Here is a 14,905-nt window from a genome sequence, read left to right on the forward strand (position 1 = left end):
TCATTTATTTTATGTTTTGAGTCAGGATACTTAATATCCGCTATCCAAATTAAATCAGCGCATCCGCAAACGCTTTTGCGTCAAAGTCTTGCAGATCCTCAATGGCCTCGCCAACACCAATATAGACAACTGGTATTTTCAGACTTTCTTTGATGGACAGAACAACTCCACCCTTCGCTGTGCCATCAAGCTTTGTGAGGATTATTCCGTCGAGTTGAGCCACTTTCTGAAACTCCTTCGCCTGAATCACCGCATTTTGCCCACTGGTTCCATCCAGCACCAAAAGAGAGTAAATATTCGCGTCTCCAAATTCTCTATCGATGACCCTTCTGATTTTCTCCAACTCATTCATCAGATTTTTCTTGTTATGCAGTCGGCCTGCAGTGTCACATAAAAGAACATCCGCATTTCTCGCTTTAAAAGCTTCCAGAGCATCATAGACAACTGCCGCAGGATCTGATCCTTCCTGATGTCTCACAATATCAACCTCTGCCCTCTTGGCCCATACTTCAAGCTGGTCGATGGCTGCTGCTCTAAATGTATCTGCAGCAGCGAGAATCACTTTTTTCCCTTCATTCTTGTACTTGTAAGCAAGCTTTCCAATGGAAGTGGTCTTTCCCACCCCGTTGACTCCGATGATCAGAAGAATAGTCGGTTTTTTCACCTCAAAGATCTTCTCTTCATCTTCCATGAACTCTGAAACCACTTCTTTCAGTACATCTCTGACTTTTTCCACTTCTGTTACTTTCTGAAGTCTGATTTTCTTCCGAAGCCTTTCAATAAGTTCCATCGAAGTTTCATATCCCACGTCTGATGTGATAAGCACTTCCTCCAGTTCCTCAAAGAGGTCCTCGTCTATGGTCATAGCAAGACCTAAAACCTCATTCATTTTTCCTGTAATATTCTCACGTGTTTTTGAGAGTCCGTTTTTCAGTTTTTCAAAAAAATTAGCCATTTTCCCTCCTTGCAGCCGACAGATCCATCGAAACAATCTTCGAGATCCCCTTCTCCTCCATGGTGACTCCGTATAGCGCATCGGCAGACTCCATGGTTCCTTTTCTATGCGTTATCAGTATAAATTGTGTTTCTCTAGCAAACTCACTTAAAAATTCTGCAAACCGATAAACATTTGCATCATCCAGTGCAGCTTCAATCTCATCAAGAATACAGAACGGTGTAGGTTTCATTCTCAGAATCGCGAAGGTCAGTGCGATGGCTGAAAGCACTTTTTCTCCACCACTCATGAGTGTAATGTTCTGAAGCTTTTTCCCGGGTGGCTGCACACTGATCTCAATGGGCGCTTCGAGTATATCTCCATCCCCTAGAATAAGTTTCGCATTCCCTCCCTGGAAGAGCCTTCTGAAGGTATCATTAAAATTCTCATTCATCACCTTAAAATTTTCAGTGAACAGAGTTCTCATTCTAAGAGTCATATCCATGATGATTTCTTTTAGTTCCAGCTTTGCTTTTTCCAGATCTTCCTTCTGGCTGGATAAGAAAGTGCTATGCTCACTGACTTCTCTGAATTCTTCAATGGCCGCCACATTCACATGTCCTAGCGAAGAAATTTCTCTGCGCAGAGTATTTAACTTCTTTCTGAACAGATCCTTGTCTTCCATGGGAATTCTCTCTTCTTTCGCTTCTGCCAAGGTGAGATTGAGCTCATCATTGATTTTATTAAGGAGACTCTGATTTTCTTTTTCCAATTTCTCCAGTGCATCTTTCACCTTGAAAAGTTCCTTGTCAATGACATGATACTCTTCATCCAAGGTCCTGACAGTTGCGCTGAGATCCTTCATTTCAGCTTTGTCCCGAATTTCTTCCATGGCCATTTCGTCCAAGATTTTCTCCATGTGCTGAAGCTCACTCTTTAACGCTTCCACAGCTTTTTCCAGAAGAGCCACAGCATTCTGTCCCTCTTTGATCTCTATGAGAAGTCCACCATTTTCTTTTTCCAGTTCTGATTTGGATGATTCCAGCGTCTCGAGGCTGACTTTCAGCTTATCTATCGCTTCACGCTTTCCCTTGTATGCTTCTATAAGCGTCGCTTCCTGAACAGAAGCTTCCATTACTTCCTGCTTCAGCAGATCATATTCATTGTATTCCTTTGTACGCTTTTCTTTCAGCTCTTTCAGATAATCCTTGCTTTTCAGTCTTTGGGTCAGATGTTCCTTGATTTTCCCCTCAATTCTTTCAAGCTCTCCATCCAGAAGAACAAGTTCCTCTCTTTGAGAAGCCAAACTTCTCTCTGCTTCTTTCAGAATACCCGCAAGACGGTTAAGATCCTTCACAAACCCTTCTCTTCTTTCCTGGAGCTTTGTCTTCTCCATCTGAAGATCCTGAATGACATATGAAGCTTCACGTTCTGCCTTGAGCTTTTCCTGATAGATTTTTTCAAGCCCCTGTTTTTCAGCAAGTTCTTCGAGGCGCTTCTCCTTCAGTTCCGAATTTGCAGCCTGGAGATCCTCGAGATCTTTCTTTCTGGAGAAGATTCCTGAGGATTTTTTATAAATACTGCCTCCAGTCATAGAACCGCCCGCATTGATGATATCCCCTTCCAAGGTGACAATTCTGTGGGTATACCCCATCTCCTTGGCAGAGGCTAAAGCGTCTTCCATATTGCGTGCAACAAAAATCCGCCCAAGAAGATTCGCTGCAATCCCCATAAATCCAGCATCAAATTCAACGAGATCCAACAGATTGCCCAGAAGTTTTCCTTTTTTCAGGACAGGATCCTTTGCCTTCGTCCCTTTGATTACATTCAGCGGAAAAAACGTAGCCCGGCCAAAAGACCTTGCCCGGAGCAGATCAATGAGCACCTTGGCATCCTGGTCTGTTGGCGTGATGATGTTATTGACCTGAGAACCCAATGCCACTTCCAGAGCTTGTGCATATCCATCCTTTGGTTTTATGACCTCCCCGACAAGATGCACTTTTGAGGCCAGTCTATGAGAAGATCCTTTCAAAAAAGTCATAAGAGACTTCACTGACTTTGTATAGCCTTCATAATGCTCCTCTAAGTTCTTGAGAAGATTCATCTGAGACTCCTGTCCCTTCAGTTCGTACTCCATATTCTTGATGACAGATTCCAGCTTTGCCATCTCTTCTGTCACTTTCATCGTATCATCTTTTCGTGCAATCAGGTCTTTCTCATAAAGCTCAATCTTCTGTTTCAGTTCGAAAATCTCAGCTTCTGTCTCTGATTTCGCCATTTCATTCATAACTCTGGATGCCTCATAGCTCTCCATGACAGATTCTGTATGTTCAATTCTGCCCTGCAGCATATCTCTCTGGCGGTACTGTTCTTTAGATTCCTCCTGCAGAGAACGGATTTTTTCCTCAGCATCCTCTTCTTCTTCACGAAGACCACGCTGAGCATCCTCACTGAGTTTCAGACTTTCTTCCAGAACCCGGATTTTACTCTGCTGCTCATCCAGTCTTAAACGCACTTCTTCTTTGAGGTTTTTACTGCCATCCAACTCTTGATACAGCTCTTCTATCTGAGCAGTTTCTAGTGAGATTCTCTCCTTAGCCAGTTCAACTGCTTTCTCATTTTTCATCAGAAGAGACTTCTTATCTTCTATACGCTGTGACAGCAACGAGATTTCTTTCTCTGAGGAATCCATTTCCTCTCTCTTTTGATAAAATACTTCTTTCTTTTCTGTTTCAAGCGCTTTTTTCTCATCCATGGATGATTCCAGTGCATTTTGCTTCTCTACAGCTTCTTCACGTTTTCTGCTGATCTCTGTAAAGTTCTTCTCAGCAAGAAGAGTCCTCTCCTCTAGTACTTTTTTCTCACTCTCAAACTCTTCCAAATCTGAAAGAATCAGAGAAATCTGTATGCTCCTCTGCTCTTTACTGAGCACCAGAAACTTTTCCGCTTTTACTTTTTCGCGTTCCAAGGGACCGATTCTCTCTTCATAGGTATTAAGAATATCCTGAACTCGAAGGAGGTTCTGCTCTGTATTTTCAAGTTTCTTCTCAGACTCTTCTTTTCTGCTCTTGTACTTCACAATACCAGCCGCCTCTTCAAGAAGAGCTCTTCTGTCATCCATTTTCCCGCTTAGAATGGCTTCAATCTTTCCTTGGCCGATCAGAGAATACCCTTCTTTACCAATTCCCGTATCCATGAAGAGTTCGTGGATGTCTTTAAGCCTGCAGGTGGTATTATTGATCAAATACTCACTTTCACCAGAACGGAAGAGTTTTCTTGTGACACTGACTTCAGTGAAAGGAATGGGCAGCTTTCGCTCACTGTTGTCAAGAAGGAGTGTGACTTCTGCAAATCCCAGAGGTTTTCTGAAATCCGTACCCGCAAAAATAACATCCTCCATTTTACCGCCACGAAGAGACTTCACTTTCTGCTCCCCAAGCACCCATCTGACAGCATCAGAAATATTTGACTTTCCCGAACCATTGGGTCCTACGACGGCAGTAATCCCGTTATTGAAGTTGAGGAGTGTTCGGTCTGCAAAAGACTTGAATCCCCGGATCTCTATAGACTTTAAATACATGTGCTGCACCCCTTTCCAAGCGGTCTGATTTCTATAATGTCTTCCACTTTATCTGGAACTATGGTCACTTTCACTTTTTTCTTTTCCTGAACCTCTCTGAAATACTTCTTTTTCCCAGCATAGAGCTTTGACAGGTCCCGTTCACCTATGGTGATTTCAAGTGATTCTTCTAGCTTTTCTAAAATTCTTTTCATGAGAAGATAGGACTCGCAGAGTTCTCTGAACGCGGGATGGAAAGGTCCTGCAAGGATTTCTCCACCCTCATTGATCTCCTCCGTGGTCTGAAGTCCCGCACGAATCACCAGAACATTCTCCTCCCTGCATCTCTTCATCATAAGGGCCGCTGTCTCCACAGCCTCTTCCAGAGTGTATGGCACATAGAGACCTTCTTTGTATAGCTCTGCCATCTCTGTATCTTTCAGAACCAGCGCAGGATAAATACGCATCATATCAGGCTTCAGCAAAAGAACTTCCTCTAATGATTTTAAATCCTTTTCTTTGGAATCAGAGGGCAATCCCAACATAAGCTGATGCCCCAGGGACATTCCGAACTTTTTCACAAGTTCAGATGCAAGTTTCACACTTTTTTTAGGATAGGCTCTATTCGAAGCAAGAAGCACTTCCTCATCCATGGACTGGATTCCCAGTTCCACAACATCTACAGTATACCTGGAAAGATGCTTCATCGTCGCAAGATCAATATAGTCCGGTCTGGTGGACAATCTGATTTTATCCACCTTGCCACACAGTTTGGCTTGATGAGCCGCTTCAAGAAGCTCTTGCTGTTTTCTGAGTTCTATGGCTGTAAATGTGCCACCGAAAAAAGAAACCTCGACAGTCGTTTGATCCCTGTCTATGGTTTCCAGATAAGCATCTATCGTCTCTTCAACAAATTTACCAGTAATTTTATTATAGTCTTCTCTGAGCTGACCTGTGATTTTTGCCTGATTGCAGAAAATACAGTCATGAGGGCATCCCACATGTGGAATAAAAATCGGAATGATTCGATGTCTATTCATGGCTTTCCTCAGCCCGGACATATTTCTTCAGGGCATCTTTAGCCGCCAGCTGTTCTGATTCTTTCTTGGAATAACCTTCGCCTTTTCCCATGGTGATGCTGTCAATGACAACTTTTGAATAGAACTTCCTGCGATGTGGAGGTCCCTCATAACGAATGAGTTCATATTTAATCTCAATTTCGCCGTTCTCCTGAAGTATCTCCTGTAGGCTCGTTTTATAATCCAGAACAATCTCATTCTTATTCGCTAAATCAACAATTTCCATGAAGTGCTGAAGTACAAAGCTCTTAGCCTCATCCATTCCCCGATCCAGATAGACAGCGGCAATCACAGCTTCCACCGCATCCGCAAGTAAAGCTGCGCGTTCTCGGCCTCCTGTGATTTCCTCGCCTTTACTCATTCTGATATGCTCTCCCAGATGCCACTTCACCGCAACTAAATGAAGTGATGCTTCACAGACGATCAGTGCCCGGAGTTTTGTCAGCTCCCCTTCTGTTTTGTCCGTAAAGTTCTTATAGATATATTCTGTAATAGCAAGCTGTAATACTGCATCTCCTAAAAACTCCAATTTCTCATTATACTGCATGTTCTTATGCTGATTGGCATAGGATGAATGTGTCAAAGCTGTTTCCAGCAAATCCTTCTTGTGGAAAATCACACCAATTCTCTTCTCAAATTCCATCTCAAACTCCTTTATATAGAAGTTCATTCGTCAAGCTTCATAAAGCCTCACGAATAAACTTGTAATCCTTATTATTATACAAAAAAATTAAAGTCCCGTATATAGGCGAAGCCTCTATACGGGACTCGGTAAACAGGATGATTAGTCTTCACCGACTACTGTTACAAGATAGTTTACAACGTCTCCAACAGTCTTAGCCTGTTCTGCCTCATCATCAGAAATTTCAATGTCAAACTCTTCTTCTAGAGCCATCACGATCTCAACGATATCCAAGGAGTCTGCGCCAAGATCCTCAAATGTGGCTTCCATAGTTACTTCGTTTTCATCAACACTTAGTTTATCCACAACGATTGCTTTAAGCTTTTCAAAAATCATATCAATTCACCTCCATCAATTTGTATAATAGTAGAAATGTACGTCCGATGCAACATAAAATAAATATTATTTCAGATTTTCCTTGAACTTTTCCAGATAATTTCTGTCATAAAAGTTCTTAGCCTGCCTGATGGCATTTTTGAAAGCCCTTGCATCTGAAGTCCCATGAGCCTTGATCACAATACCGTCAACACCCAAAAGGCTAGCTCCACCCTCTTCTTTGTAGTCATTCTTCCGCATGAATTCTTTTAGACTGGGTTTCACAAGAGCTCCTCCAATCTTTCCTCTGGTTGTGCTCATCATAGCGCCTTTAATCATAGACATGAGGTTTTTTACAACCCCCTCATACATTTTCAGCACTACGTTTCCTGTGAATCCATCACAGACAAGGATCTCTACATCACCATCTGTAATTTCTCTTGGCTCTACATTACCAACGAAATGAATTCCTTCTTCCGCCTTAAGCAGCTGATAAGCAGCCTTTGTCAGTTCATTCCCCTTCTCTTCTTCTCCACCGATGTTGATGAGACCCACTTTGGGATTCTTGATTCCTTTGAGAGACTCAAAGTACGCAGTTCCCATCTTCGCAAATTCCACCAGATTAGAAGGCTTCACTTCAGCATTGGCTCCCAGATCAATAACCATGAACGGACCATTTTTACCTGGCATTAGAGCAGCAAGGGCAGCACGGTCCACTCCTTTGATTCTTCCTATGACAAGAAGGCCACCAGCAAGAATGGCTCCTGTAGAGCCAGCTGAAACCACCGCATCTGCTTTCCCCTCTTTCACAAGATCCATAGCCCGTCGGAGAGAGGAGTCTTTTTTTCTTCGTATTCCAAGGACAGGCGATTCATTAAGCGTAATCACTTCTCTGGCATCCAGAATTTCAATCTTCTCTTTGTCATATTCGTATTTCTTGAGTTCTTCTTCAAGCACTTCTTTTGGACCTGTCAGAATAACACTGACACCATACTCTTTTACCGCTTCTACCGCTCCCTGTACGGACTCTTGTGGTGCAAAATCCCCACCCATTCCATCTAAAGCAATAATCAAACAAACCACTCCTTCAATTACTGGTATCATCCAGTATTACACTATTTTACTTTTATCTTACTCTTCAAATCAATATACTGAATCATATCAGCATTCTCTTAAGAAAAATTTAAACTCTTTGAGAATCAAAGTGCTGATAAACAAGAATACCCGTCTTCTTCAAAAAGAAAACGGGTATAAAAAAAGGAAAGTCAAAGACTTTCCTATTCAACTTCAGTTGCCACAACTTCCTTACCGTTGTAGTATCCGCAATGCTTGCAGACTCTGTGTCCAAGTTTCATTTCATGACACTGTGGACATTCAACAATACCAGGTGCACTTACTTTGAATGTTGACGCTCTTCTACGGTCTCTTCTACCTTTAGAAAATTTTCTAGCTGGATTTGCCATTATTACACCTCCTTAAACATGTCCTTGAGGGCTGATAATCGAGGATCCACCTCTTCATGGGTACAGCTGCACTGCCCCTCATTCAGGTTTTTTCCACAATCCTGGCAGAGTCCTTTGCAGTCTACTTTACATAGAGCTTTTAAAGGCAATGCCAAATAGATGTTATTCATGACAACATCTCTTATATCGAGAACATCTCCTTCCTCTAAGGTGACGACGTTCTCGCCTTCTTGTTCATCTTTAGAAACTTTTTCATCCACCATAAGGTCCAAGTCCACCTCAAAAGGTTCGAGGCATCTGGAGCAGATGTACATAAGACGGGTTGATACAGACAGCTTAAGTTCTGCAACACCCTGTAGTACATTTACGCTTCCTTTGATCTGGATGGGTTTCAGAATTTCAATGGTCTCGTTGTTATAAACAAGATTCTCTTTGTGGTAGGCAAAATCGATATCCTTGCTTATGGATTTTACGTTTGAATCCTGCAGTATTATTTCCATTTTGAATTCTCCTGTCATCCGCGCTTTACAGATGTTCATTTGTTCGAGTTATACTTCTCAAGCAAACACGTATAATTATATAAAGTCAAATTTCAAAAGTCAAGGTTTTTCTTAGTACACCCGACAGATGACCTTTGATTTCTCAAGTATACGATAATTATTTCAAGAAGTAAACAGCCCCATCGCGGGTTCTGTCCAAAAAACCATATTCAATGAGATATCTGCGCAAGAGAACATAGTCCTCATAAACCCTGGAAAGAATTTTGTTCACCTCTTTTTCGGAATATGTCGCACCTTCTTTAAAATATGTGCTGATTTTCCTAAGAACAACAATCTTCTTTTTCTCTCTGGCCGGAAATGACACTAAAGCACCTTCATCGTTAAAATACGTTTCTAGAATTTTCTCCTGTTCCTTCAGATCTGTCTGATATCGGTCATCCAGCATAGTTGCTCCTTTATGCGGCACCACTTCATCGCCGTGTTTCAGATGGAGCTTTTCCATAACCGCAAGAAACATTCTTGCTTGCTTCTCTTTTTCTCTCAGACGGAACCGGTGGTTTCTCACCGTACTTTGAGATATCTTCATCCTTGATGCAATCTCCTCATCCTTCAGGCCTGCATGAAGCAGCGGAATCAAAGCTTCTTGAACTTCTGTAAGACCAGTTGCTGTCCTCGGAAGTTTCAGAATCTCTTCTACAATATCATGCTCATCTTTGTGCAACTTGAAAGCCCACTCTGCATTATAGAATTCTTCTCCAATCGGAAAGACCTGACCTTTGTGATATTCCTTGCTGCAGAATCCACAGATCCAATGTGTTTCAGTTTCGATATCTTCAAACATAAACCTCATCTCCACCATTTTTTTCAAACAAAAAGACTTTTTGTTTGCTTCATGATAGATATAACATAATTCTTTTGCTTATGTCAATAAAAAAAAGAGAAAGCGCAGGTAAATCCTGCACCTTCTCATTTGCATCTTATTTCAGCAGAGTCAGTGTGTCTCTTGCAATCATCAATTCTTCGTTGGTAGGAATAATAATGATCTTCACTTTAGAATCATCTGTAGAGATAATTCTCTCCTGACCTCTTACTTTGTTCTTTTCTTTATCCAGCTTGATTCCGAACCATTCCATGTCTGAAATGATTTCTTCTCTGGTTTCTGCTCCATTTTCACCTAGTCCTGCTGTGAAAACTATCGCATCCACGCCATTCATTGCTGCCATGAAATACCCGATATACTTCTTCACTCTGTAATGGAAGACATCCAGAGCAAGCTTTGCTCTGTCATTTCCCTGTGCAGCAGCATCTTCAATATCTCTGAAGTCAGATGAAACGCCTGACAGACCTAAAACACCGGATTTTTTGTTCATGATGTTGTTGACTTCTTCATAGCTGTATCCCTTCATATCCATCAAATATGGGATGATTGCAGGGTCAATGTCTCCACATCTAGTTCCCATAAGAAGTCCTTCCAGAGGAGTGAATCCCATGGAAGTATCTACTGAAATTCCGCCATTTACAGCGGCAACAGAAGATCCGTTTCCAAGATGACAAGTAACAAGCTTCAGACCCTTGATATCCTCGCCTAGAATTTCAGCAGCTCTCTGAGACACATACTTATGGCTGGTTCCGTGGAAACCATACTTTCTGATGTGGTTCTCTTTGTACAGCTCATAAGGAAGACCATATAAGAATGCTTTTTCTGGCATGGTCTGATGGAATGCTGTATCAAATACTGCCACCATTGGTGTATTAGGCATCAGTTCCTTACAAGCATTGATACCAATGATGTTTGGTGGGTTATGAAGTGGTGCAAGCTGTGAAAACTCTTCCAGGTCCTTCATCACTTCATCAGTGATGATTACAGATGCGGAATACTTTTCTCCACCATGCACGACTCTATGGCCGACTGCACTGATTTCATCAGAGGATTTGATTACTCCCTGAACATCATCCAGCAATGTATTGATCACATGAGAAATCGCTTCCTTATGGTTCTTCATTGGAACAGTCAGTACATACTTTTCCCGTCCATCCACCTTCTGGGTCAGCTTTGATCCTTCAATGGCAATTCTCTCCACAAGACCCGTTGCCAATGAAGATTCGTTCTCCATGTTGATTAACTGGTACTTCAGTGAAGAACTACCACAATTGATTACTAATACTTTCATCTAATTAACTCCATCCTTATCATCTTTTATTTTGAATTATTGATTTTGTGCCTGTACTGCAGTTATTGCAACCACATTTACGATATCCTCTACACTACAGCCTCTGGAAAGATCATTGATTGGCTTAGCAAAGCCTTGGCAAATCGGTCCAATGGCGTCCGCTCCAGCAATTCTCTCCACCAGCTTGTATCCGATATTTCCTGCCTGAAGATCTGGGAAAACCAGTACGTTGGCTTTACCAGCCACAGGTGACGCAGCCGCTTTCTTCTGCCCTACAGACTCAACAATCGCTGCATCCAGCTGAAGTTCTCCGTCAATGGAAAGGTCAGGTCTCAGTTCCTGTGCTTTCTTTGTTGCTTCCTGCACTTTGCTTACCAGTTCATGCTTCGCACTTCCATAAGAAGAGAAAGAAAGCATAGCAACTTTAGGCTCAAATTTCATAAGTTTTTTCGCTGATTCAGCAGTGGCCACAGCAATAGCAGCCAGTTCATCCGCATTTGGATTTGGATTCACAGCACAGTCTGCGAAAAGCATCTGTCCATTTTCGCCATACGTCTTGTCTTTCAGAATCATGATAAAGAAAGAAGATACGACGCTGATGCCAGGTGCTGTCTTGATGATCTGAAGACCAGGTCTTAGAAGGTCTCCAGTAGTGTGCACAGCGCCAGACACCATGCCATGTGCATCATCATTTTTCACCATCATGGTTGCGTAATACATAGGATCAAGAATGATGTTCTCAGCCATGGTCTGTGTAACACCCTTCTTCTTTCTCAGTTCATAAAGCTCGTTGGCATAAGCCTTAGTTCTTTCGGATGTCTGAGGATCTTCAATGGTAATGCCCTCAATATTGACGCCAAACTTTTTCGCATTTTCCTCAATTTCATTTCTGCTGCCCACAAGGATCACATCTGCAATGTTCTCATTGTGAATGATTTCTGCAGCTTTCAAGTTTCTCTCTTCATTCCCCTCTGGAAGTACAATCTTCTTCAAGTCACTTTTTGCAAGTTCCTTCATTTGGGATACAAAATCCATAATAATCTCCTTTCAATTTATACATTACTTTTTAAACAACATACCTTATAATATAATACATCTTTTAATGTATCCTTTTCAAGGCAAACGACCCAAAATGAAGTAAAAATACAGTGAGGAGACAATCTATGAAAATTGCCGCCATCATCTCAGAATATAATCCATTCCACAAAGGCCACGCCTATCAGATTGAAAAAACACGTGAAGCAACTGGTGCTACTCATATCATCGCCCTGATGTCAGGCAACTTTGTCCAAAGAGGACTTCCTGCCATCATCGATAAGTATAGACGAGCAGAAATGGCGCTGCTCGGAGGAGCAGATCTCGTTCTGGAACTTCCGGTGGTGTATGCGCTATCCTCCGCGGAATTTTTTGCAGAAGGTTCCGTCAGGATTCTCAACAGCCTTCATGGCGTGGATCTTCTGTCCTTTGGTTCAGAAGAAGGAGAGTTGTTAAAACTGGATAGAATTGCAAAAATCTTAGCAACAGAACCCTATGAATACCAGAACATCTTAAAAAAACATCTCTCTGAAGGTTACTCATTTCCGAAAGCCCGTAATGAGGCACTGATGGAGCTTCTGCCTGATATCTCCATGGACTTTATCCAGAGCCCCAATAATATTTTAGGCATAGAATATATGAAAGCACTCTATCGTACAGACTCATCCATGAAGCCTTTTACAGTAAAACGTGCTGGAAAAGGCTACCATGATGAGGAACTGGAGGATCAAGTATTCGCTTCTGCAACCGCGCTTCGGAAAACCCTCTACCAGAATATTCCTCTACACGGACATGTGCCTGAACCAGTGGACCAGTATATGAAACGGCTTTCCCAAGAGAAGTATCCTTTTGTCTCCCTGGATGATTTTAAAGATCTTCTTAAATACAGACTGATTACCAATGGCCATACTCTTTCTAATATCCCTGAAGCCAGTGAAGGTTTGGATCAGAGAATCCAAGATATTTTTAGAAGATGTGCCTTTGATTCCATAGATCAATATATAGATGAAATAAAAACAAAAAGGTATACAAGAACGAGAATATCAAGAATTCTCCTTCAGTTTCTCCTTGGGATGGATTCATACGCACTGCAGTCCATGCGCAAAGAGACTCCCCCATCTGTAAAAATACTTGCAAGCAACGATTTGGGGAAAGAAATCCTTGCAAGTCTTCGTAAGAAAAAAGAGATTGATCTCCTGCATAATTTTGGACGCACACTCAATCCATATCAGGAACTCGACCTTAAAGCATCTGAAGTATATGGACTGAAAAACACAAGCTATGCCTCTTCATGGGATTTTAAAGGGCATCGTATTTAAAGTTTATTTTATCTTTAAATATGGTATAATTAACCGTATAATATTAAAAAAAGGGGGTACCAATGACATACGAAACAACTTACAATCGCTGGCTCCAGCTTACTGAGGAAAAGAAAGTACTGGAACAGAAATTGAAAGATACCACAAAAGAACTGGAAGCAAAAAACATTCAGTTGCATACATTTCTCTCTATGATGAAGAAAGAAGAAAAGGACGTGGAAAATCTAGAGCAATCTTCCTTATCTTCACTCTTTAGTAAGGTAACCGGAAAGTTTGAAGAAAAACTGGTGAAAGAACAGGAAGAGTATCTACAGGCAAAGCTCAACTATGATGACAAGAAAAATGAATTGGAGCTTCTGAACAAGAAGGAGCAACGCTTACAAAGCGAATTGATGAAACTCAATCAGGCGACATCTGATTTGAAGGAAAGTCTCCTTCAAGATTACCCAGAAGGAATTCTTTTTTCAAAAGAACTGGAAAAAAGAAAAGAACACCTATTTCATCTGCAAAGAGAGTTGGAAGAGGCTCTTGATGCAGTTCAACATGTAAAAGGATATGCAGAAATGGCCATCCAGGAATTCTTAAGTGCCAGAGGCTGGTCCACATACGATACATTCTTCGGTGGCGGGCTCCTTGCTGACCTTGCTAAATACAATAGACTTGATGAAGCAAATAAAGCTATTTCCAGAATATCAGCCGCATCCAAAGAGATGAAAAAGGAACTTCGGGATGTGGAGATGACTTTGGAACACAACCTGGAAACAGTAAGTGGAAGCGATCAATTCCTAGATATTGCCTTCGACAACATCTTCAGCGACTGGAGCATCCGAGGCAAAATCGATACAAACCTCAGCGCCATGAACCAGTATCTCGAAGAACTGAAAAAAATCGAACTTCAGCTAAAGGATGCTTTGATGGATGTTCACGAGAAGATTCGGATACTCTAATTGACGTTATCATATTTAGACAAAGCAAAAGGAACCACAAATGGTTCCTTTTACTTTGCATTTTATTCTTAGAATTCTACCTATCTTACCATAGAGGAGTGCTCTGCTAACATTGAGATGACCTCATCCTCGTCCATGCCCAACGAAACAGCAAGTTCCTCACATAACAAATTCCAAGCATTCTTGAAGACCTGTTCATCTGACATTGAAACTTTTTTACCCAGAGTTTTCTTCTTTTCTTTCTCCTGCCAAATGATACTGCTCAGGAGGAGCCACTGATAGAAAGATCCTGATTTCAATCTCTCTTGGAACATTTTTCCGCGTTCCTTCATATCTGTCTCCCAGATATCATCACTTTCTCTCATATCTTCCATGAACTTCATCACTTCAGTTTTGTTGACAAGTGGTCTCATTCTGGCTTTTCCTCTTGAGACTGGTATCATTATTTTTGAATGTTCATCCTTCACTGGATGCAAAATAAAATACTCTTCCCCTCGCTGATTCCCCGCCGATTCCTTCCTGATATCCGCAACTTTGCATACCCCAGTCAGTCCATACATAACATAATCATTTTTTATAAACATATCCGTCCTCCTCACATCATTCAACAAACTTCCACGTTATACAGATTGCTCTGAACACAAAAACAGAGTAAACATATACTATGTATCAACACAACACTGACTATCGATTTGTATATTAATACTTGTTATTTATTCAATATATTATTATATCATAGAATCGTGAAAATGTCCAATTTCATGAACCATCCCACTTCAGAAGCGAGGACTTCTTGGGCAATAAAAAACAAAATTCTGGAAATTCATCAAGCTCTAAAGCCAGTTCTGATCTCTATGCATATAGAATTTTCATTACTGTAATCAGTATATTTCCGCTGACC

At 41.4% G+C, this 14,905-nt stretch carries 14 protein-coding genes; 2 read left to right on the top strand and 12 right to left on the bottom strand.

Annotation, left to right across the window (positions count from 1 at the left end; translation table 11 throughout):
- Positions 1-49 precede the first annotated feature (49 nt).
- The 11 genes from ftsY to pta all read right to left on the bottom strand — a co-directional run bounded on the left by ftsY (position 50) and on the right by pta (position 11,738).
- On the bottom strand, positions 50-955 hold the full coding sequence (ftsY, locus tag T487_RS0100660) for a signal recognition particle-docking protein FtsY (protein ID WP_031572766.1): 906 nt from the start codon (positions 953-955) through the stop codon (positions 50-52).
- Positions 948-4,514: a chromosome segregation protein SMC gene (gene smc / locus T487_RS0100665; protein WP_031572770.1), complete on the bottom strand. Its 3,567-nt coding sequence runs from the start codon at positions 4,512-4,514 to the stop codon at positions 948-950. Before smc ends, ftsY begins: the two co-directional genes overlap by 8 nt.
- Positions 4,505-5,533, bottom strand: a complete 1,029-nt coding sequence (locus tag T487_RS0100670; protein ID WP_031572773.1) for an elongator complex protein 3 — start codon at positions 5,531-5,533, stop codon at positions 4,505-4,507. Before T487_RS0100670 ends, smc begins: the two co-directional genes overlap by 10 nt.
- The gene (gene rnc / locus T487_RS0100675; protein WP_376751688.1) at positions 5,526-6,215 is read right to left on the bottom strand and encodes a ribonuclease III; all 690 of its coding nucleotides are present in this window, start codon (positions 6,213-6,215) and stop codon (positions 5,526-5,528) included. Before rnc ends, T487_RS0100670 begins: the two co-directional genes overlap by 8 nt.
- A 141-nt stretch (positions 6,216-6,356) precedes the next feature.
- Positions 6,357-6,590, bottom strand: coding sequence for an acyl carrier protein (gene acpP, locus T487_RS0100680; RefSeq protein ID WP_031572777.1), 234 nt, complete (start codon positions 6,588-6,590; stop codon positions 6,357-6,359).
- 66 nt (positions 6,591-6,656) lie between these two features.
- Positions 6,657-7,643 carry a phosphate acyltransferase PlsX gene (gene plsX, locus T487_RS0100685; protein WP_031572779.1) on the bottom strand — a complete coding sequence of 329 codons (987 nt, stop codon included), beginning with the start codon at positions 7,641-7,643 and terminating at the stop codon, positions 6,657-6,659.
- 203 nt (positions 7,644-7,846) lie between these two features.
- Complete coding sequence (rpmF, locus tag T487_RS0100690) at positions 7,847-8,032, bottom strand: 50S ribosomal protein L32 (RefSeq protein ID WP_031572780.1); 186 nt, start codon at positions 8,030-8,032, stop codon at positions 7,847-7,849.
- Positions 8,033-8,034: 2 nt separating this feature from the next.
- Positions 8,035-8,532, bottom strand: a complete 498-nt coding sequence (locus T487_RS0100695) for a YceD family protein (protein WP_031572781.1) — start codon at positions 8,530-8,532, stop codon at positions 8,035-8,037.
- Positions 8,533-8,689: 157 nt separating this feature from the next.
- Positions 8,690-9,373 (bottom strand): DUF2087 domain-containing protein, encoded by a 684-nt coding sequence (locus tag T487_RS0100700; protein ID WP_051651411.1) that lies wholly within the window; start codon positions 9,371-9,373, stop codon positions 8,690-8,692.
- Between the two features lie 136 nt (positions 9,374-9,509).
- Positions 9,510-10,703 (bottom strand): acetate/propionate family kinase, encoded by a 1,194-nt coding sequence (locus T487_RS0100705; RefSeq protein ID WP_031572785.1) that lies wholly within the window; start codon positions 10,701-10,703, stop codon positions 9,510-9,512.
- 36 nt (positions 10,704-10,739) lie between these two features.
- Complete coding sequence (gene pta, locus T487_RS0100710) at positions 10,740-11,738, bottom strand: phosphate acetyltransferase (RefSeq protein ID WP_031572787.1); 999 nt, start codon at positions 11,736-11,738, stop codon at positions 10,740-10,742.
- A gap of 128 nt (positions 11,739-11,866) precedes the next feature.
- Between pta and T487_RS0100715 the strand changes: the two genes are divergently transcribed.
- Positions 11,867-13,057, top strand: a complete 1,191-nt coding sequence (locus T487_RS0100715; RefSeq protein WP_031572790.1) for a nucleotidyltransferase — start codon at positions 11,867-11,869, stop codon at positions 13,055-13,057.
- 62 nt (positions 13,058-13,119) lie between these two features.
- A complete protein-coding gene (locus T487_RS0100720; RefSeq protein WP_031572793.1) occupies positions 13,120-14,004 on the top strand; it encodes a hypothetical protein in 885 nt (294 codons plus the stop codon).
- Between the two features lie 80 nt (positions 14,005-14,084).
- Here the strand turns inward: T487_RS0100720 and T487_RS0100725 are convergent, their stop codons facing one another.
- Positions 14,085-14,588 carry a CarD family transcriptional regulator gene (locus tag T487_RS0100725; protein ID WP_031572795.1) on the bottom strand — a complete coding sequence of 168 codons (504 nt, stop codon included), beginning with the start codon at positions 14,586-14,588 and terminating at the stop codon, positions 14,085-14,087.
- Positions 14,589-14,905: the final 317 nt, after the last annotated feature.

The sequence above is a fragment of the Proteiniclasticum ruminis DSM 24773 genome, from assembly GCF_000701905.1.
In the GTDB taxonomy this organism is placed as follows: Bacteria; Bacillota; Clostridia; order Clostridiales; family Clostridiaceae; genus Proteiniclasticum; species Proteiniclasticum ruminis.